General features: G+C 64.3%; 17 protein-coding genes. 8 read left to right on the plus strand and 9 right to left on the minus strand.

Going from position 1 to position 20,694, the window contains the following annotated elements; genetic code table 11:
- Nucleotides 1-237 precede the first annotated feature (237 nt).
- Nucleotides 238-636 carry a DUF1330 domain-containing protein gene (locus QFZ94_RS34575; RefSeq protein ID WP_429462549.1) on the minus strand — a complete coding sequence of 133 codons (399 nt, stop codon included), beginning with the start codon at nucleotides 634-636 and terminating at the stop codon, nucleotides 238-240.
- A 129-nt stretch (nucleotides 637-765) separates the two neighbouring features.
- On the opposite strand from QFZ94_RS34575, the gene QFZ94_RS34580 reads away from it, so the two are divergent.
- The 6 genes from QFZ94_RS34580 to QFZ94_RS34605 all read left to right on the plus strand — a co-directional run bounded on the left by QFZ94_RS34580 (nucleotide 766) and on the right by QFZ94_RS34605 (nucleotide 7,188).
- Entirely contained in the window at nucleotides 766-1,368 is a 603-nt protein-coding gene (locus QFZ94_RS34580) for an amino acid synthesis family protein (RefSeq protein ID WP_176125497.1), read from the plus strand.
- On the plus strand, nucleotides 1,337-2,155 hold the full coding sequence (locus QFZ94_RS34585) for an alpha/beta fold hydrolase (protein ID WP_368583872.1): 819 nt from the start codon (nucleotides 1,337-1,339) through the stop codon (nucleotides 2,153-2,155). The genes QFZ94_RS34580 and QFZ94_RS34585 overlap by 32 nt, the downstream gene beginning before the upstream one ends.
- A gap of 1 nt (nucleotide 2,156) precedes the next feature.
- A complete protein-coding gene (locus QFZ94_RS34590; protein ID WP_429462551.1) occupies nucleotides 2,157-3,128 on the plus strand; it encodes a flavin reductase in 972 nt (323 codons plus the stop codon).
- 11 nt (nucleotides 3,129-3,139) lie between these two features.
- Complete coding sequence (locus tag QFZ94_RS34595) at nucleotides 3,140-4,177, plus strand: LLM class flavin-dependent oxidoreductase (RefSeq protein WP_429462553.1); 1,038 nt, start codon at nucleotides 3,140-3,142, stop codon at nucleotides 4,175-4,177.
- 12 nt (nucleotides 4,178-4,189) lie between these two features.
- Nucleotides 4,190-5,659, plus strand: a complete 1,470-nt coding sequence (locus QFZ94_RS34600; protein ID WP_429462555.1) for an aldehyde dehydrogenase — start codon at nucleotides 4,190-4,192, stop codon at nucleotides 5,657-5,659.
- 116 nt (nucleotides 5,660-5,775) lie between these two features.
- Nucleotides 5,776-7,188, plus strand: coding sequence for a purine-cytosine permease family protein (locus QFZ94_RS34605; protein WP_429462557.1), 1,413 nt, complete (start codon nucleotides 5,776-5,778; stop codon nucleotides 7,186-7,188).
- A 90-nt stretch (nucleotides 7,189-7,278) separates the two neighbouring features.
- Here the strand turns inward: QFZ94_RS34605 and QFZ94_RS34610 are convergent, their stop codons facing one another.
- The 6 genes from QFZ94_RS34610 to QFZ94_RS34635 form a co-directional block, all read right to left on the minus strand.
- The gene (locus tag QFZ94_RS34610) at nucleotides 7,279-8,682 is read right to left on the minus strand and encodes a DNA-binding protein (RefSeq protein WP_429462559.1); all 1,404 of its coding nucleotides are present in this window, start codon (nucleotides 8,680-8,682) and stop codon (nucleotides 7,279-7,281) included.
- Between the two features lie 149 nt (nucleotides 8,683-8,831).
- A complete protein-coding gene (lipA, locus tag QFZ94_RS34615; protein WP_429462561.1) occupies nucleotides 8,832-9,812 on the minus strand; it encodes a lipoyl synthase in 981 nt (326 codons plus the stop codon).
- A gap of 5 nt (nucleotides 9,813-9,817) precedes the next feature.
- Complete coding sequence (locus QFZ94_RS34620; RefSeq protein ID WP_429462563.1) at nucleotides 9,818-10,927, minus strand: acetoin dehydrogenase dihydrolipoyllysine-residue acetyltransferase subunit; 1,110 nt, start codon at nucleotides 10,925-10,927, stop codon at nucleotides 9,818-9,820.
- 3 nt (nucleotides 10,928-10,930) lie between these two features.
- Nucleotides 10,931-11,935, minus strand: a complete 1,005-nt coding sequence (locus QFZ94_RS34625; protein WP_429462565.1) for an alpha-ketoacid dehydrogenase subunit beta — start codon at nucleotides 11,933-11,935, stop codon at nucleotides 10,931-10,933.
- Nucleotides 11,936-11,969: 34 nt separating this feature from the next.
- Nucleotides 11,970-12,953, minus strand: a complete 984-nt coding sequence (locus QFZ94_RS34630; protein ID WP_013094295.1) for a thiamine pyrophosphate-dependent dehydrogenase E1 component subunit alpha — start codon at nucleotides 12,951-12,953, stop codon at nucleotides 11,970-11,972.
- A gap of 79 nt (nucleotides 12,954-13,032) precedes the next feature.
- Nucleotides 13,033-14,088, minus strand: coding sequence for an ATP-NAD kinase family protein (locus tag QFZ94_RS34635; protein WP_429462567.1), 1,056 nt, complete (start codon nucleotides 14,086-14,088; stop codon nucleotides 13,033-13,035).
- Between the two features lie 452 nt (nucleotides 14,089-14,540).
- On the opposite strand from QFZ94_RS34635, the gene QFZ94_RS34640 reads away from it, so the two are divergent.
- Nucleotides 14,541-16,481: a sigma-54-dependent Fis family transcriptional regulator gene (locus QFZ94_RS34640; protein ID WP_429462569.1), complete on the plus strand. Its 1,941-nt coding sequence runs from the start codon at nucleotides 14,541-14,543 to the stop codon at nucleotides 16,479-16,481.
- A gap of 459 nt (nucleotides 16,482-16,940) precedes the next feature.
- A complete protein-coding gene (locus tag QFZ94_RS34645; protein ID WP_429462571.1) occupies nucleotides 16,941-18,737 on the plus strand; it encodes a hypothetical protein in 1,797 nt (598 codons plus the stop codon).
- 32 nt (nucleotides 18,738-18,769) lie between these two features.
- Here QFZ94_RS34645 and QFZ94_RS34650 read toward each other — a convergent pair whose 3' ends face one another.
- On the minus strand, nucleotides 18,770-19,060 hold the full coding sequence (locus tag QFZ94_RS34650; RefSeq protein ID WP_429462573.1) for a hypothetical protein: 291 nt from the start codon (nucleotides 19,058-19,060) through the stop codon (nucleotides 18,770-18,772).
- Nucleotides 19,061-19,265: 205 nt separating this feature from the next.
- Nucleotides 19,266-20,678 carry an ammonium transporter gene (locus QFZ94_RS34655; RefSeq protein ID WP_429462575.1) on the minus strand — a complete coding sequence of 471 codons (1,413 nt, stop codon included), beginning with the start codon at nucleotides 20,676-20,678 and terminating at the stop codon, nucleotides 19,266-19,268.
- Nucleotides 20,679-20,694: the final 16 nt, after the last annotated feature.

Raw genomic sequence — 20,694 nt, forward strand, 5'->3', positions numbered from 1 at the left:
GCAGGCGAGGAGGTCATCGCAAAGCGAACCCTGGCAGCTTTCCCCGATAAGAACTTGCTGCGTGCCTGGCTGCGCGGCACGCCCCAAGGACGTCAGTACAGATTTTCATTTGCAAATCCGTTTTTGCAGCGCGCCGCGCGCCTAGACCATATTTGTTTGCAACGAGGGAATTGCGAGGAAGAACGAATATTCATACAAACAGTGACTTAGCCATTTTCGTCAGGACACGTTTTGTTTTCAAACATCCACCAAGCCCTCCACGATCGTGATCTGCGCCCGGCAATGTCCATCGCGCTTCTGTTTGGCGGCCTGATACTCCGGCGAGTGATAGCAGTCGAGCGCCGTTTGCATGTCCCTGAAGCGAATCACGACGTGCCGCTCGAACGACTCGCCTTCCAGCACCTCCGACGCGCCGCCGCGCGCGAGAAACACCGCGCCGTACTTGTTGAACGCCTGCGGTGCGATGTCCGTGTAGCCCTTGTATTTCGCCGCGTCGAGCACGGTTACGTGGGCGATCCAATATGCAGCCATATCTCCTCCTTCTAAATCCGGAATGGTTTGCGCAATGCCTGCCGCTTCCTTGATGGTCTGACAAACCGCGCGCTGCGTGTTTTTGGCGTCGCTGCTCGCCGTCAAATCCCTCGCAAAAACGCCCTTCTCCCCGCCCGACGCGGCTTCCGCCGACGCCGCGGGTTAACACTCATGGCATGCCGTAACATGGTATACCACAATGCCTCACACATCCAACCCACGCAGGAAGCTGCCATGAGCCTGATTCGCAAATCCATCCTCCATGTCGAGACCGTCTTCGTCGACGGCGACAAGGTCGCCGCGAAGCCGCTGAAAATGATCGGCGCGGCCGCCGTGATCAAGAACCCGTGGGCGGGCCGCGGTTATGTGGAAGACCTGTCGCCGGAGATTCGCGCGCTCGCGCCGCAACTGAGCGAGCACCTGACCAGGCTGATCATCGACGAAGCCGGTTCCGGCGAAGCGGTCGAAGCGTTCGGCAAGAGCGCGATCGTCGGCCTTGCGGGCGAGATCGAGCACGCGTCCGCGCTGATCCACACACTGCACTTCGGCAACACGTATCGCTCGGCCGTCGGTGCGAAGTCGTATCTGGCGTTCAACAACACGCGCGGCCCCGCCAATGCGCCGCTGCTGATCCCGATGATGGACAAGAACGACGAAGGCCGCCGTTCGCACTATCTGACGCTGCAGTTTGCGATTGCGGACGCGCCGGCCGCAGACGAACTCGTGATCGCGATTGGCGCTGCTACTGGCGGCCGTCCGCATCACCGCATTGGCGATCGCTACAAAGACCTCGCAGAGCTCGGAAATGACGTCAAGAACCCTGCAGCTGTCAAATAAGCGCGTCGCGCACTATCTGGAACAGGGCAGCGGCGAACCGCTGGTGCTGATCCACGGCGTGGGCATGCAGGCGCACGCGTGGTATCCGCAGATCGAAGCGCTGTCGCCCGAGTTCCGGGTGATCTCGGTCGATATGCCCGGCCACGGTCGAAGCGATCCGCTCGAACCGGGCGCCGGCTTGCAACAGTTCGTCGAGTGGGCAGCGAGTTTCATCGAGGCGCTGGATATGGGCCCCGTCAATCTGGCCGGTCACTCGATGGGTTCGTTGATCGCGGCGGGCGTCGCGGTCACGCGGCCCGATCTGGTCAAGCGCGTCGCCGTGTTGAACGGTGTGTATCGGCGCACCGCGCAAGCGCGCGATGCCGTGCTGCGTCGCGCGGCCGAACTGCGCTCGGGCGCCGTCGATGTGGCAACACCGTTGCAGCGCTGGTTCACGGCCGAGGAATCGCAACGGGTTGCCGCGCAACGGGTCGAGTCGTGGCTGAAGTCGGCGGACCTGTGTGGCTACGCGACCGCCTATACGGCCTTCGCGAACGGCGACGACGTATATGCCGACGGCTGGAACACAATCGCCCGCCCTGCTCTCGTGCTCACCGGTTCCGACGATCCGAACTCGACCCCGGCGATGGCCAGACAGATGGCGCAAGCCGCCCGTCACGGCCACGCGGTCGTGATCGACAACGAGCGACACATGGTGAATCTGACCGCGCCTCGCGAAGTCAATCGCGCCCTGCGTGCCTGGTTGCAGACGACGCCGCAGACGCAAGACCACGAATTGGAAGTGTGAAATGAGCCAACAGACGAGCCAGCATGTTAGTCAGGTAGCTAGCCAGGAAGCGCCGAAACTCAACACGCGCGAGCTGCGCGACGCGTTCGGCGCGTTCATGACCGGCGTGACGATCGTGACCACCGCGAGTGACGACGGCAAGCCGCTCGGCTTCACCGCCAATTCGTTTTCGTCCGTTTCGCTCGACCCCGCATTGCTGCTGGTGAGCATCGCGAAGACGTCGAGCAACTTTCAGACGTTTTCCACCAGCGGGCACTTCGCGATCAACATCCTCGCGGAAGGGCAAAAAGATCTGTCCAACATTTTCGCGCGACCGAGCGACGATCGCTTCGCCAACGTGGCCTGGCATCTGAGCCAAAACCGCAACCCGCTGATCGACGACGTCAGCGCGTGGTTCGACTGCACGACGCACGCGGTGATCGACGCGGGCGACCATGCGCTGATCGTCGGCAAGGTCGAGGCGTTCCATTCGGCCGGGTGCGCGGGTCTCGGCTACTACCGCGGCGGCTATTTCACGCCGGCCAGAGTGTCGGCCGAAGTCATCGCGGGCCCGAAGGTGATCGTCAGCGCGATCATCGCGCGCGACGACAAAGTGCTGCTCGTCAAAACAGCAGACGACAAATGGGGACTTCCATCGAAACAGATCGGCAACGAAGGCGCCGACAAGGCACTCGCCGAGATCTTCGAGAAGTACCAGCCCGACGCATCGGCAAGCTTCATCTATTCGGCCTACAACAACACCGAAACCCAATATCAGTACATCTCGTTCCTGTGCAGCGCACCGGATGAACTCGCCGCTTCGGGTCACGCTTCGGGCAAATTCATCAGCCTCGACGACATCGACACGCAAGCGTTGCAGGACAGCGCGTTAGCCAGCATGCTGCACCGCTACCGCGAGGAAAGCCGGTTGAAGAGCTACGGGTTGTACTTCGGCGACCATAGCAACGGCACAGTCCGCCCGCTTCATTCCTGAAAGGTCACATCATGCGATTTTCCCTCTTCGTTCACATGGAGCGCGTCTCCGAGCAGACCAGTCAGAAGCAGCTGTATGACGAAATGGTCGAGCTTTGCCAGATTGCCGATCGCGGCGGCATGCACGCTGTCTGGACCGGCGAGCACCACGGCATGGACTTCACGATCGCGCCGAATCCGTTCATCAATCTCGCGGACCTCGCCAACAAGACGAAGCACGTGAGGCTCGGCACCGGCACGGTGGTGGCGCCGTTCTGGCATCCGATCAAGCTGGCCGGCGAAGCCGCGATGACAGACATCATTTCGAACGGCCGGCTGGAGTTGGGCATCGCGCGCGGCGCGTATTCGTTCGAATACGAACGCCTGCATCCGGGGCTCGACGCGTGGGGCGCGGGTCAACGCATGCGCGAACTGATCCCGGCCGTGAAAAAGCTTTGGGAAGGCGATTACGCGCACGAAGGCGAATTCTGGGAATTCCCTGCCACGACGTCTTCGCCGCTGCCGCTGCAGCGCCCGCACCCGCCAATCTGGGTGGCCGCGCGCGATCCGAACAGCCACGAATTCGCGGTGTCCAACGGTTGCAACGTGCAGGTGACGCCGCTGCATCTGGGCGACGAAGAGGTCGAGAAGCTGGTTGGCCACTTCAACGCCGCGTGCGAGAAGTTCAGCAACCTGCCGCGCCCGCAGATCATGCTGCTGCGTCACACGTATGTGGCGAGCAGCGAAAACGACGCGCAGATCGCCGCCGACGAAGTGAACACGTTCTACAACTACTTCGGCGCGTGGTTCAAGAACGAGAGACCGGTAAGCCGCGGCATGATCAAGACGCTGAGCCCGGAAGAGATCGCTGCTCATCCGTTCTATACGCCCGCGGCGATGCGCAAGAACAACGTGATCGGCACGCCCGAGGAAGTGATCGCGCGCCTGAGGGCATACGAGGCACTCGGCTTCGACGAGTACTCGTTCTGGATCGACACGGGCATGAGCTTCGAGCGCAAGAAGGCATCGCTCGAACGCATGATCAACGACGTGATGCCTGCATTCCGGTAAGGGGCCGACGCCATGGATTCGCATTTTCAGCTGTATATCGACGGACAGTTCGAACCCGGCGCCGCCACGTTCGCGAGCGTGAACCCGGCCACCGGCAAAGCATGGGCGCAGATGCCCGAAGCACGCACCGAGCAGGTCAACCGCGCGGTCGAGGCGGCCAATCGCGCGCTCACCGATTCCGCGTGGGCCGGCCTCACCGCGTCGGCGCGCGGCAAGCTGCTGTACAAACTGGCCGGGCTCGTCGAGAAGGCTGCGCCGCGACTCGCTGAAATTGAAACGAACGATACCGGCAAGATCATTCGCGAGACCTCCAGCCAGATCGCCTACGTCGCCGAGTATTACCGCTACTACGCCGGCATCGCCGACAAGCTCGAAGGCAGCAGCATTCCCGTCGATAAGCCGGACATGCAGGTGTGGCTCGAACGGCAGCCCGTCGGCGTGGTCGCCGCGATCGTGCCGTGGAACAGCCAGTTGTTCCTGTCCGCCGTCAAGCTCGGACCGGCGCTCGCCGCCGGTTGCACGGTCGTGCTCAAGGCGTCCGAGGAAGCGCCGGGGCCGCTGCTCGAATTCGCGAAGCTGGTGCACGAAGCCGGCTTCCCGCCGGGCGTCGTCAATGTGATCACCGGCTTCGGGCCGGAATGCGGCGCGGTACTCAGCGGCCATCCGAAGGTCGACAAGGTTGCGTTCACGGGCGGCCCGGAAACTGCGCGGCACATCGTGTCGAATACCTCGAACAACCTCGCGAAGGTGTCGCTCGAACTGGGCGGCAAGTCGCCCTTCATCGTGTTCGCCGATACCGATATCCAGAGCGCCGTGAACGCGCAGGTCGCGGCCATCTTCGCGGCGAGCGGCCAAAGCTGCGTGGCGGGCTCGCGGCTGCTGATCGAAGCCTCCGTGAAAGAGCGGTTTCTCGCCCTGCTGGTGGAGCGTGTATCGCGCATCCGCGTGGGTTCGCCCAACGAGATGTCGACCGAGTACGGACCGCTTTGCACCGAGAGGCAACTGCGCAACATCGAGAAGGCCGTCGCGAACTCGGTACGCCAGGGCGCCAGGGTACTCGCCGGAGGCAACGCGCTCGCGCGCGACGGCTACTACTACGCGCCGACGATTCTCGACTGCACCGGCGTAAGCAACGCCGACAGCATCACGACGGAGCTGTTCGGGCCGGTTCTTTCGGTCGATACGTTCACCACCGAGCAGGAAGCGATCGACAAGGCGAACAGCACCGCCTACGGTCTCGCCGCGGGCATTTTCACCACCAGCCTGACTCGCGCGCATCGCGTGTCGAAGCGCGTACGCTCGGGGATCGTGTGGATCAACACCTATCGCGCGGTGTCGCCGCTGGTGCCGTTCGGCGGCTTCGGCCTGTCTGGCCACGGCCGCGAAGGCGGCTTGGCCGCGGCGCTCGAATACACGACGACGAAGTCGGTATGGCTGCGCACCTCGGACGAACCGATCAGCGATCCGTTCGTGATGCGCTGAGTCCAACGCGCGGTCCATTCCCCCGCAGCACCGTTTCAAAGCCATAGAGGGCAACGCCATGTCACGTCTATCGAACGTGGCATCGCGCACGCCTGTGCGATAAAGATGGAGACACTATGAAAAGCCCGTCGAACGACAACAGCGTTCTGGCCATTGAAAGCAACTCGATCGAGTACGTCGCTCCGTCGGATCGGCACGGCAAACCGGTCGATCTTTTCACCCTGTGGTTCTGCACGAACGTCGCGCCGCTCGCGGTGATTTCCGGTGCGACTTCCGTACTCGTCTTTCACCTCGATGTGGTGAGCTCGATTCTCGCGATCGCCGCCGGCCAGTTCTTCGGCGCGGTCTTCCATGCGCTGACCTCCGCGCAAGGCCCGCTAGTCGGCGTGCCGCAGATGATTCAAAGCCGCGCGCAGTTCGGCCGTTATGGCTCGCTGCTCGTGGTCGGCTTCACCACGCTGATTTATCTCGGCTTCTTCGTCTCGAACATCATCCTCGCGGGCAAGACGCTGCACACCGCTGTCCCTGTGGTACCGGTGGCGCTTGGCACCGTGCTGGGCGCGATTCTCGCCACGCTGGTCGGCGTTATCGGCTATCACTTCATCCACCGCTTCAACAAGGTGGGCGCATGGTTCATGGGCGGCGCGCTGGTGATCGGCATGATCATGATGGCGCCTGGTCTCGACGCGCGAATTCTTCAGCAAGGCCATTTCGATCTGTCGAACTGGTTCGCGATGTTCGGACTTTGTGCCGTCTGGCAGATCAGCTTCGCGCCCTACACGTCCGACTATTCGCGCTACCTTCCGGCCACCACCGGCTTTATGAAGACCTTCGCGTTCACGTATTTCGGCACGTCGCTCGGCACGATCTTCGCGTTCCTGTTCGGCGTACTTGCGATCAGCACCAGCCACGCCACCGATGCGATGCAAGCCATCCGCACGCAAACCGGCCTGTTCGGCTACGTGCTGATCTTGCTGTTCCTGGTCAATATCATCGGCCACAACGGCATGAATCTGTATGGCGGCGTGTTGTCGTTCATTACCGCCGCGCAAACGTTCCGTCCAAACTGGGTGCCGGGCCGCAACGTTCGCATCGTCGTGTCGACGGTGCTGCTGATTTCGTCTACCGTCACTGCGTTGTGGGCTTCGAGCAACTTTATCGCGATCTTCCTGACCGCGATCTTCGCGATGCGAATCGTGCTCGCGCCATGGGTAGCGATCAATCTCGTCGACTTCTACCTGATCAGCAACCGGCGCTACCGCGTGTCGGAAATCATCAGCAGTAACGGCGGCGTGTACGGTTCGTTCAATTTCAAGGCCATCGCGATTTACGTCTTCGGCATCGCGGTTCAGGTCCCGTTCATGGAGGAGAGCTTCCTCCACGGTCCGTGGGCATCGATCATGGGCGGCGCGGACGTCTCGTGGATCGTCGGACTGGTGGCGACGGCAGTGACCTACTACCTGTTTGCATCGAACGACGGCTCGCGCGCCCGCCATACTTCTCCGGCAGGTGTTCCCGCTGCCGAGTGAGCGGACCCAGCCTTCGACACCGCCGCCCTCCCTACGAGCCCATTGCGCGTCGCCATTCCCGCGACGCGCGCCATCACATCAACGATCCCGTCACGCAGGCGAGCTTTCGGTGTTCAGCTTCGACACCGCACCCGTCTGCTCGTCGTAGCGGTAGCCTTGTTTCTCGAGGTGAGCGGTGATCGTTTCGACGATCACTTGCTGCTGGATCTCCTTGCGCAGCAATTCATGCTCCGGCTTGACCTGACTGAGTTCAGCGGAAAGCCGGCGGCTCAAGGTCGCTTCGCCTGCGCCGCGGGCAAGAACGACCACCATTTTTTCATTCGCCTGAGTCAGCTGCTGCTTCAGTGCGTTCGAGTAGTCGGACCATTTCCTGACGGTCTCCCGTGCTTCGGCAATCGCGGCGGCATGCGCTTCCGCGTCGCGCGACATCTGCGCCTTCAGTGCTTCGAGTTCCTGCGAGTCGACACCCGCCGACGACGCCGATTCCACGTCCTCGGCCTTCTCGCTCGCCGCCGCGCTTTCGGCCAGTTCGGCCGCGCGCTGCTGCTCCGCGTCGGCACGTTCCTGCGCTTCGGACAAGCTGGCCGACAACCGCGCGATTTCGGAGGCGTCCGCATCGCGCTCATCGCTCAGGGTGGCGATTTGCGTCTGGGCATTCTGCAATTCGAGCGCGGCGGCATCCCGTTCGGCCTGCGCGCCCGCGATCTCTTCGCGTCGAGCCGCATGCGCTTCCTGCTCGGCCTGCAGCTCCGCGCGAATCGCTTCGAGCTCGCTCTGAAGACGAGCGACCGCTTCGGCATGCTCCGCTTCCTGCGCCGCGCGCTCTGCTTCGCCTGCCGGCGTTTCGACAACCGGCTCAGCCGACTCGCTCGCCACCTCGCCTTCGCCTGCGGCATCGCTCCCGTCGCCCGCAATCGCTCCACGCCCGGCGGCCTGTTCCGCGCGCTCCAGTTCCGCTTCGAGGTGCGAAACGCGCTCGGCCAGCTCCTGCGCGCGCTTCTCGGCTGCGTCGGTGCGTTGCACCGCGAGCGCGATGTCCTCTTCCAGCCCGGCCACGGCATCGACCTTCTCGTCGTAGGCTCGGGTCATCTTGTCCAGCTGGACTTGCAGCGCATCCAGTTCCTGGACGGTGGTTTGCAGTTCGGCGAGCGCTTCGTCGCGCTCGTTGCTGGCGTCTTCGACACGCTGGCGCATCGCGGCGAGGCGTCGCGCCACCGAGCGTTCCGCTTCGTCCTGCGCCGACGTCCACAGCCGGTCGAGCGCTTCGCGCATGGTGTCCGTCACGGTTTCCGGCAAAGCAGGACGTTCGACGACCTGCGGCACCCGCGCGGCGCGCGTTTCGCGCCACTTGCGCAATGCCGCGGACACCGCGACCACCGAACCGCTATGGACTTCGGACCAGATGGCTACGGGGGACACCTTTTGGCCCTCGTCGGCCATCCGGTTTGCGATTTCAGCTACGAGTTCGTCCGTGATCGTAATGTTGCTTGACATGTCTGCCTCGACAAAGTGCACGTGGTGACGAATACCGTTTCGTCGTCCGGGAGGCAGCCGCACGCTGGGACTCGCCTCGTATAGCCACCAATTGTCGGCTACCTGGCTGGCGGCCAATCGGTCGAAAAGCCGAGGTTACGGGGAGGTATTCACGGGATTGGCGCGCGGCCTTGCGGCGTCCGATCCGCGTGATACGACGAACGCACGAGCGGCCCCGCCACCACTTCGACGAACCCCATCTTCAAACCTTCATCGCGCAGCATGTCGAAAGTCGCGGGCGGCACATATCGCCGCACCGGCATGTGATACCGCGACGGCGCGAGATACTGACCGATCGTCAGCACGTCGACGTCGTGCGCGCGCAGATCGCGCATCGTCGCGAGCAATTCGCCGTCGGTCTCGCCAAGGCCGGCCATTAGCCCGGATTTGGTCAATACCGCCGGGTTCTGGCGTTTCGCGCGCGACAGCAGTTCGAGCGAGCCGCGATAGTCCGCGCCGGCCCGCGCCGCCCGATACAGCGACGGCACCGTCTCGATGTTGTGATTGAAGACGTCCGGCCACGCGCCGGACAGCGCATCGAGCGCGCGCTCGATGCGCCCGCGAAAATCCGGCGTCAGGATTTCGACGCGAATTCCCGGTACGCGCTCGCGCACGAGCTTGATACAGCGCGCGAAGTGCGCGGCGCCGCCGTCGCGCAGATCGTCGCGGTCCACCGATGTAATCACGACGTAGCGCAGCCCGAGCGCCGCGACGGCGTCGGCGAGCCGCGCGGGCTCGTCGTCGTCGAGCGCTTGCGGCCGGCCATGCGCGACGTCGCAGAACGCGCAGCGCCGCGTGCAGATCCCGCCCATGATCATGAATGTCGCGGTGCGCTGCGCAAAACACTCGCCGATGTTCGGACACATCGCCTCCTCGCAGACCGAATGCAACTTGTGCTCGCGCAGCACCGCCGCCACGCCCGCGACGGTTTCGCTCATCATCGGCCGAGCATGCAGCCAGGGCGGCTTCGGCAAGACGGCCGCATGGTCCGCCGGCACGATCTTCACCGGAATGCGGGCGAGCTTGTCGCGATTGCGCTTGCCATGCTGGCCAAGCGCCGTGAAGCTGTCGGTAGGACAAGCGGCGTCCATCGCGGTTATCCGAAGAACTCGTTGAGCAGGCGGTTCACGTCCGATGCAGCCTCCATCTGCACCATGTGCCCCTTGCCGTCGATCACGTGCACGCGCACCTGCGCAGGCAGCCCTTGCGCGTGCGCGGCCGGAATGATCTGGTCCTGCGCGCCCCAGATCACCAGCGTGCACGGCGCGAGCGTGTCGAGCCGGTCGCGATAGACGCGGCTTTGCACCCCGCCTTCGAACGCGGACGCCGCAATCTTGCGCAGCGCGTCGTTCACGCCTTCGAGCCGCTTGTACTTGACGATGTCTTCGACCAGTTGCCGCGTGACCAGCGATCCGTCGGCGAACAGCTTCACCAGATGCGGCTTCAGCGTGTTGCGGCTGCTGCCCGAGACGAAGCCTTCGATGTACTCGCGGTTGATCTCGTCGCCGAGCCCCGCGCCCGCGATCAAGGCCAGCGACGCGACGCGTTCGGGCGCCTTCGCGGCAACCGTCATCGACACGGCGCCGCCCATCGAATGGCCGACCAGATGCGCGCGCTCGATGCCCCGGTCAGCGAGAAACGCGATCACGCTGTCCGCCAGCTCGTCGAGGCTGCCCGTGTCGAGCGCCTTGCCCGACTCGCCATGCCCCGGCAGATCGAGCGCCCACACGGCGCGGTGCGCGGCGAGATCTGCATGGTTGAATAGCCAGTTGTTCAGATCGCCGCCGAAGCCGTGGATCAGCACCGCGGGCGTGCCGCCGTCGCCGATCTTCAGGTAACGCACGGTGCGCCCGCCGATCTGCGCTTTTTCCGGCTGCGGTCCCGCGTCCGCGGCATCCGCGGCGGCCGGCACGAAGTCGCGCTGGAACGCCTCGACGGCAGCATCGATGTCGGCGTCGGACGTCTCGGCGTCCGCGACGACGCCGAGCAACGCGCCGATCGGCAGCGTGTCGCCCTGCTGCGCGATCTGCCGGCGTAATGTGCCGTCGAAAGCGCACTCGACGCCCGACGAAATCTTGTCGGTCTCGACGTCGAGTATCTCGTCGCCCTTCGCGACCTTTTCGCCGACCTCCTTCAGCCAGCCGTTGACCTGCCCCTGCTCCATCGACAGCCCCCACTTGGGCATCGTGATCATGTGAATCGGCATTGCTCAGCTCCTTACTTTCCGCACGGCCGCGGCGATGTTTTCCGCCGACGGGATATACAGGTCTTCGAGCACGCCTGCGAAAGGCGCGGGCGTATGCGGCGCGGTCACGAGTTCGATCGGCGCCTTCAGCGAATGGAACGCGCGCTGCGCGACCAGCGCGGCGATATCGGTCGCCATCGAGCAGCGCGGATTCGACTCGTCGACCACGACGACGCGCCCGGTACGCTCGGCGCTTTCCAATATCGTTTCCTCGTCGAGCGGCGAGGTCGTGCGCAAATCGATCACCTCGGCCTGGATGCCCTCTTTCGCGAGCTTTTCGGCGGCATCGGTCGCGTGATGAACCATGCGGCCATAGGTGACGATCGTCGCGTCGTCGCCTTCGCGTACCACGTTCGCTTCGCCGAACGGAATCGCATACGACTCTTCCGGCACGTCGCCCTCGCGGCCATACAGCAGTTTGTGCTCGCAGAAGATGACCGGGTCGTTGTCGCGGATCGCCTGGATCAGCAGACCCTTCGCGTCGTACGGCGTCGACGGGCACACCACTTTCAGGCCGGGTACGTGGGTGAACAACGATGTCAGCATCTGCGAGTGCTGCGCGGCCGCGCGCAGGCCCGCGCCCTGCATCGTGCGAATCACGACCGGCGTCACTGCCTTGCCGCCGAACATGTAGCGAAACTTCGCGGCCTGATTGAAGATCTGGTCGAAGCACACGCCCATGAAATCGATGAACATCAGCTCGGCCACCGGACGCATCCCGCATGCGGCCGCACCGACCGCCGCGCCGATGAAGCCGCCTTCGGATAGCGGCGTGTCGAGCACGCGCCCCGGATACTTGTGAAAGAGCCCTTTCGTCACACCGAGCACACCGCCCCACGCATCCTGCTCGCCTGGGGACCCGGCGCCGCCTGCGTTGTCCTCGCCCATCACGATGACGGTTTCGTCGCGCGCCATCTCCTGGCTCAGCGCTTCGTTGATCGCCTGCGAAAACGTGATCTTCCGTGCCATGACTGTCTCCTGATTGAATGGTTCGCGCTGTGGATTACGGATAGGACACGTAGACGTCGGTCAGCAGGTCAGCGGCGGTCGGCAGAGGCGCGGCCTTCGCTTCCGTCACCGCGCCGTCGATCAACTGCTTCACCTCGGCATCGACGCCGCGCAATTCGTCGGCGCTGAGCATTTCGGCGCGAACCACGCGCTCCTCGAAGCGCTTCAGGCAGTCTTTTTCGTCGCGCAGCTTCTGCACCTCACCAGGTGCGCGATAGGTTTGCGCATCGCCTTCGAAGTGACCGAAATAGCGGGACAGCTTGACTTCGACGAGCGTCGGGCCACCGCCGCCGCGCGCCCGCTCGATCGCGGCGCCGAGCGCCTCGTGCACCGCGAAGAAATCGAAGCCGTCGACGATCACGCCGGGCATCCCAAAGCCGCTCGCGCGGTCGGCGATGTTGTCGGCCGCGACCGACCACGTCGACGAGGTCGCCTCCGCATAGCCGTTGTTCTCCGCGACGAAAATCGCCGGCAGGCGCCAGACGGACGCCAGATTCATCGATTCGAAGATCACGCCCTGGTTCGACGCACCGTCGCCAAAGAAGCACACGCCGACGCCGCCGGTCTTCTTTAGCTTCGCGGCGAGCGCGGCGCCGCACACGAGCGGACCGCCCGCGCCGACGATCCCGTTCGCGCCGAGCATCCCTTTCGACAGATCGGCGATATGCATCGAGCCGCCTTTGCCACGGCACACGCCGGTGCTGCGGCCGTAGATTTCCGCCATCATGCCGCGCACGTCCACGCCCTTCGCGATGCAGTGGCCATGACCGCGGTGGGTGGTCGCAACGTAATCCGCGTCGTTCAGATGCATCATCGTGCCGACCGCCGACGCCTCCTCGCCGGCATACAGATGCACGAAGCCGGGTATCTCGCCGGTCGCGAATTCGACGTGCAGACGCTCCTCGAACTCGCGGATCGTGCGCATCATCCGGTACGCTTCCAGCAGCTTTTCCTTGCTCAACTGCGTCGAAACAGACATGGTGTGTCTCCTTGGAATGATCTCGATGGTCACTGCTACTTCAGCCGGCTTTGCTTCCAGCGTTCGCTTCCTCCTTTGATTACCTCCAACGCGCCGCCGCTTCGCGCATCAACTGCCGCGACGCGCAAAAGCGCAGCGTGCGGCCGACATCGACCGTGAGCGGTCCCGCCCAGTCGAGCGCGATCTCGTAGCGGTCGTCGCGTTCGAGCTCGATCTCGCGCTCGCCGTCGAAGGCGAGCGTTCCTCGTTCGGTATGCAGCGGCGTCCAGCAGCCCGCTTCGAAGCGCTCGCAGGTGCGCATCGTCACCTGATCGACACGGCCCGGTGCGAGCGGCGCGAAGATCGGCACGCCGGATTCGCCCGCGCGCGCGAACGTCAGATGCAGCCCGTACGGCGCCCCGCGCTCGACCGGCGCCCACGCGCCGCCGATCGACGACAGGCCGATGCCGTCCGGCGCCGCGAACGTCAGAAACAGCGCTTCGAGATCCGCCGGCTCGCAGACTGCCCGCGCACCGACGAAACGCTGCCGGCTCACGCACACATCGACCAGCGCGATTTCCTCGCGTCCCTTGTTCGGGCCCGCGACACAGCGGACCACGAGACGCTTGTTGCGCGTCAGCGCGACCTCGGGCGGCACGAGCCCGGAAGCGGCGAGCGCGCCCGCGAGGCCCGCCACCGTCGCTTCGCGCATTTCTGGAAATGCGTTGTTGGTGCCCGTCGATAGCGTGAGCAGCGGCACGTCGCCGCAATGCGCGGCCACCGCGCGATGCGTGCCGTCGCCGCCGAGCACCGCGATCAGATCGACACCCGAGCCGACCATTCGCGCGACACCCGCGTGGGTGTCCGCCGCGCTGTCCGTGATCGGCAGTTCGAGGAATTCGACCTTCGGCCAGGGCTGCGGCTCGGCCACGGCCGCATGGGTTTCGAGCGCACGCAGCACCAAGGCGGCGACACCGGTGCGGTCGCGCAAGGTCAGCACGCGAGCGACACCGAGCATGCCGAGGCCCGCGAGCAGGCGCACGACCATGTTCGCTTTCTCGGCGGTCGGAAACACCGAAGCGTGGGTGGTGAGGCGTCGAATATCACGGCCCGATGCCGGGTTCGCGATCACGCCGACGGTGATGGGGGATAACACTGGCTTGTCTCCTGTGCGCGAGTTGCGAAGCGGACTTGCTGGGTGAAGCGCGCTCGCTTTTGCGCTTGCTATCGCGTTTGCTTTCGTCTGCCAGCGATACTGCAAAGGTCGGGCCAGTTGCTTGCGTGCCGTGCGCACGCGCCGGAAGCGCCGTGTCCAAAAGGCAGACGCGGAGAATCGGCGTTTGCGGCCGCTTTCATCAGACCTGCGCCGCGCAGTTCACTGTGTCTCACGAGCGCGCTTCGCGACGCGGAGCAAGGCTCGACGCACGTCGCGGCGCTTGCGCGGCACCGCGCCAGACAAGGGTTTGCGCGATGCGACCTGCGTCTCGCCAGTCTCTGAGACGTTCGTCTCACGCGGCTCGAGTGCTGCGCCGCAATGTGATTGCCCGTTCCGGATGTGCTACAAGACAGGGACTCGCCCTACTCGGTGTCGCTCGCCTGGAGCCGGCCATGCCCTATGTTTCTCAAACGCAGCACGTCGATCGCGTACGCGGGGCCATCGAAGGACGCTTGCCCGCGCCAGCGAATTCGCCGCGCCTCGTGTCGTCGTGGCAACGCTCGTACGAGCAGTACCGGCTCGACCCCAGCTCCGCGATCGGCCCGCGCGTGCTGTCGTCCGCCGAGCTGCGTGAAGTCCAGGGCAAGGAGGAAGCCTTTCTGCGCGCGTCGGGCCAGTGCCTGACGCGGTTGCACGAAATGATTAGCGTCGCCGACTATTGCGTGATGCTGTCCGACGCGCACGGCGTCACGATCGACTATCGGATCGACCGCGACCGGCGCAACGATTTCAAGCATGCGGGGCTGCATATCGGCTCATGCTGGTCCGAGCGCGAAGAAGGCACCTGTGGCATCGCGAATGTGCTCACCGATCTCGCGCCGATCACGGTGCACAAGACCGATCACTTCCGCGCCGCGTTCACGACGCTCACGTGCAGCGCTTCACCGATCTTCGCGCCGACCGGCGAATTGATCGGCGTGCTCGACGCCTCGGCGATCCGATCGCCCGACAACCGCGACAGCCAGGGGCTGGTGTTTCAGCTGGTGCGGCAAAGCGCGAGTTTGATCGAGGACGGCTACTTCCTGAACCAGACCGCGCAGCACTGGGTGCTGTTCGGCCATCAAAGCCGCCATTTCGTCGAAGCGCAACCCGAAGCGCTGATCGCATTCGACGAATGCGGCAACATCGCCGCCGCCAACCGCAAGGCGCATGAGAGCATCGCGGGCCTCGACGGTCCGCGCCACATCGACGAGATATTCGACACGTCCGAGGTCCGTCTGCACGACGTCGCGCGCACCGACATGATCGTGGCGCTGCGGCTGCGCTCGACCGGAGCGATGCTGTATGCACGCATTCGCGCGCCGATGAGACGCGCGGCTCGCCCGCTCGTCACGACACGGCCGGGCGATCTGCACGCCGATAGCAGCATCGGCGCAATGAGCCGCTTTCTGCACAGCTCGGACGAACGAGTCGCGCGCAACGCGGAAGTCGCCTTGCGGATCGCCGGCAAGCGGCTGCCGGTTCTGCTGCTCGGCGAAACCGGAGTCGGCAAGGAGGTGTTCGCGCACGCGGTGCACGACTCGGGTTCGCGGCGCACGCGGCCGTTCGTCGCGGTGAATTGCGGCGCGATTCCGGAGCCGCTGATCGAGAGCGAGCTATTCGGTTATGCGCCTGGCGCGTTCACCGGCGCGCGCAGTCGCGGCGCGCGCGGCAAGATCGCGCTCGCGCATGGCGGCACGCTGTTTCTCGATGAAATCGGCGACATGCCGCTCGGCCTGCAAACACGGCTGCTGCGCGTGCTCGCCGAGGGCGAAGTGGTGCCGCTTGGCGGCGACACGCCGGTGCGCGTCGATATCGACGTGATCTGCGCGACGCACCGCGATCTGATGCAGATGGTCGATGCCGGATCGTTCCGCGAAGATCTTTACTATCGCCTGAGCGGCGCGACGCTGCGGATACCGCCGCTGCGCGAGCGCACCGACATCCGCGATGTGATCGATACGGTGTTCAACGAGGAAGCACAGGCGGCCAGCCACGTGCTGATGCTCGATCCGCAATTCGCCGACCGTCTTGCCGCTTTCTCGTGGCCCGGCAATATCCGGCAGTTGCGCAACGTGTTGCGCTATGCGTGCGCGGTCTGCGATTCGGCTCGCGTCGAATTGCGGCACGTGTCGCCGGACTTCGCCGCGCAACTCGCGCCCGCTGCGACACCGGCTCTCGGGGCGGACTCCACGTCGCCAGCGAGCGCCGACGACGAGCGGGCACGCATCGTCGCGGCGCTCACGCGTTGCCAGTGGCGGCCTAACGCCGCCGCGCAGGCGTTGGGCATATCGCGCGCGACGCTGTACCGGCGCATTGCGCGGCTGGGCATCGTCGGGCCGCATCGCGCATAGGCGGCATCACAGCGGCACTTTGCACGCACGGCCTCGAATTCGAAGGTTGAGTTCGGAGCAGGAACTCCCAGCGAGACGCGATCTCTTACTGGGCTGCGCACGCGGCTCGGGACTGCTGTCGATCTACCGGTAGCGAAAGGCGGCGGCCAGCCAGGTCCGCCGCTGCCCACACCTCGCCCGATTCCCACGCCCTCACCCAGCGAGTGAAATCTTTCCGCAGTTCATCCATTGCGAGCGAAAAGATTTTATTTCCGCACCACCCTGCTCCCACGCACAACTTGTGCCGACAGACAGCCATGACTTGCCGGACTCAGTGATCGGTCGCAGCAACGAAAGACCATCCACTACCGCACATCAAATGTCCTGAACGGCTCACGCGACGCACTCGCGACCCGCAGGACTCCCCATCTCTCTCCAGATTTTCTCGTGGGCCGCCTCGCGGCAGCCCGCGCTATTGTCATGATTGGACGACGTCAATTTCTTGGCTGTCTTACTGCGTTCGGCGGAAGCGTCGTATTGAGCGCGTGCGGCGGCGGTGGTGGTAGTAGTGGTACGCAGGATACCGGCGGTTCTCCCACGGGCAATTCCGCCAGTCCGTCGGGCACGGGGGCAGCACCGTCCACCGGCACGGCAACCTCCGGCATCGCGGCCTCGACGGGCACGACCGGCACCACCAGCTCGAGTATTGCGCCCTTGACAGGTAGCGCGACCACCGTGGCGAACGGCTCGTCGCCGGCGCCATCGAATGGAACGGGACCCGCCGATACGTCCGGCTCGACCTCGGGCGACAGCTCCGGCTCTGGATCAGACCCGAACTCGGGGTCGCCCGGCAACGCTTCGAACGCTTCGCCGCAGAACACGACGATCCCGCCGGCGACGGTGATCATCGACGGTCAGAACGCGTCGTGGACCCTGGTCGGCGGGTCTGTCTACCGGAACGGCATCGCGGCGGGCAACACCTACAACGTCTCGTTGATCCTCTGGTACGGGAATGCGATCTATCACGTGGGAACCGGCGGTCAGTTTTACGGATGGAATGGAACGACATGGCGCGCGTGCAACGACCCGCGTTTGGGCGGCACCTCGGCCGACGGCGCGATGATCCCACCCGCGACGTATCTGATCGACAAGGCCGGCTCGATATGGACCGTCGTGAACGGCGTCGTGTACCGCAACCGCAGTGCCGTCGGCACGATGTCGAATGCAGCGCTGCTGCTGTGGCACGGCGGCAAGTTCTGGGCACAATCGACCGGCGGTCAGTTCTATGTATGCGGCGATGCCGATCAATGGTTGCCATGCAACGATCCGCGCATCGCGACCGCGGCACCGGCCGGCTCGTTTCACGGTATCAACGGGCATTACGACTACCTGTATTCGACCTCAGATATCGTATCGATCATGCAAGCCCTCGGCTGCTCGACGTACCGGCTCAGCTGTACGGACTACGCACCGCAACTCGCCAAGGTCCTGGCGTTGGCGCAAGCATTCCAGCCGGCGGGCTTGAAGCTTTTCGTGCTGGTCGACGTCGGCATCTACGACGGTAACGGCAACCTGTTCACGAGTGAATCGGCGGCCTATACGCGGGGCTTCAATTGCGCGGTGACGGTCGCGTCGGCATTGCAACCCCACGGCGTGACCATGTATGAATGCGGCAACGAACTGACGCGCGCGAACGGGATCATTCTCGACTCCACCAGCGCGGGAACGAGCCTGGCCGACTTCAACAACGCGAACTGGCCGCTGATGCGCGGTGCGATGCGCGGCATGATCGACGGAGTGAAGTCGGTGCAGGCGGACGCTAAGTGCGGCGTCAACTTCTGTGTTGCGGATACCGGCGCATCCGACGCTCTGTGGGATGGCAAACAGCCCGATGGCACGAGCGGCCATCCGACCGTGAAATGGGACCTGACTACGTGGCACAACTACGAGGTGTACGGCGACATCTTCGACATCGGCACCGACGGGTCCGGCCCGGGCTTCGATTTGCCCACCTATTGCAAGGCCCGCTATGGCGTCCCCTTCATGATCTCGGAATGGAACACTGGGCCCGAGAAGAGCGAGGCATACCGGGCCAACTACATCAGCTCGCGTCTGCTCAGTTACTATCAGGCGAGAAAGACGAAGAACATCCAATCGGCGATGTATTACGAGCTCGATAGCGGGGACTCCACTTACGGCCTGATGATCAACGGCACGGCGCTTCCGCTTCCGTATAACGCGTTCGCGAGCTTTGTCGCGAGCCATGTCGATAGCTGAGCGTATGTCGCGACGCGTACTTTCCGATCGCCTTAAACAAGGAGAATGGCCAATAACTGACCGGCGGTCGCAATAACGACAGCCAGTTCGACCGGATTGGCCAGAAGAAGGCCGAGAAAATCTGAATCGATAGAGCGCGCGCGCCAGGTCCCGACAAAACCGACCGAGAGAATCAGCCCGAATAGAAGGTCGAAACCAAATCCTGCGGCGATCCATTTGTTATGTCTGACGACATGCTCAGCGAATGCGAACATTGCCAGAAAGGCGATTTGGGATATAAGAACAACCAGTACCGCAATATACTGCTGATCATCCTTTTTCATTGGCTGGCGGATATCCGGTTGCTCGAACCCGCTACGACCTCCTCGCTCGTCTGGCCGAACTTCGGCAATACGGGCGCCTACGGGACAGACGCCCGCATGCCTCAAGTACGAAGTGGGCTCCGGCTTCGGTCGTGGCCTGAGCGCTGTCAGTGCCAGGCCACGACCGACTGTGACCGTCGTACCCACTCCATTCGCGGCGCAACCGTTATTCGACCGCCTCTCCGTGCAGCACCAGATCCAGTCCTTCGCGCTCTTCTTCCTCGGCAACGCGCAAGCCCATCACCGCGTCGATTACCTTGAGCAGGACAAACGAAACCACCCCGCTATAGATCAGCGTCGTCGCGACACCCTTGAGCTGCAGCAGCACGTCACCGTCCGCGCCACCGATGTCCTTGACCGCGAACACGCCCGTCAGGATCGCGCCGACGATCCCGCCCACGCAGTGCACGCCGAACGCGTCGAGCGAATCGTCGTAGCCGAGCTTGTGCTTGAGCCACGTGGCCGACCAGAAGCAGACCACACCGGCAACGATACCGATCACCAGCGCGCCGACCGTGCCGACGAAGCCCGACGCCGGCGTCACTGCCACCAGACCCGCGACCGCGCCCGACACGATACCGAGCACCGACGGCTTACCCTTGGCCGCCCATTCGGCGAACATCCACGCGAGCGCCGCCGCGGCGGTCGCCACCTGCGTCGCGAACATCGCGAAGCCGGCACGGCCGTCCGCCGCTACCGCCGAACCCGCGTTGAAGCCGAACCAGCCGACCCACAGCATCGCGCCACCGATCAGCGTCAGCGTCAGGTTGTGCGGCGCCATGGCTTCCTTGCCGTAGCCGACGCGCTTGCCGAGCACCAGACAGCAGACCAGACCCGCGATACCGGCGTTGATGTGCACCACCGTGCCGCCCGCGAAGTCGAGGATCCCCGCGCTAGCCAGCCAGCCGCTCGGTTCCCACACCATGTGCGCGATCGGCGAGTAGACGAGGATCGACCACAGCGTCATGAACACCAGCATCGCCGAGAACTTCATGCGGTCCGCGAACGCACCGGTGATCAGCGCCGGCGTGATGATCGCGAAGGTCATCTGATAGACGAAGTAGACCGTCTCGGGGATCGTCGGCGCGAGATGGCTGACGGTCAGCGTCGTGGCCTTGTCGCCCTTGATGTAGTTCATGCCCGTCATGAACACGCGCGAGAACCCGCCGATGAACGAGCCGCCCGGCGTGAACGCGATGCTATAGCCGATCACGGTCCAGACGATCGTCACGACACAGGTGATCGCGAAGCTTTGCATCAGCGTCGCGAGCACGTTCTTCTTGCGGACCATGCCGCCGTAGAACAGCGCGAGGCCCGGAATCGTCATGAACAGCACCAGCGCGGTGGAGGTCAGCATCCACGCGGTGTCGCCGGAGTTGATCTTCGACGAATCGACCGAGAACGGTGCGGTCGGCGCGGCCGGCGCCGATGCAGCGGCATCTGCCGCGGGAGCCGCGGACGCTTGCGCGACCGGCACGGAGGCGGCCGCGGGTGCCGACGCGTCTTGCGCGAATGCGGGGCTCAGCCCGCCCGCGAGCAATGAGCCCGCCATCAACAAAGTCATCAACAGTTTGCGCATCTCTCTTTCCTCTTGT

The organism is Paraburkholderia sp. JPY465 (assembly GCF_050436725.1).
In the GTDB taxonomy this organism is placed as follows: Bacteria; Pseudomonadota; Gammaproteobacteria; order Burkholderiales; family Burkholderiaceae; genus Paraburkholderia; species Paraburkholderia youngii.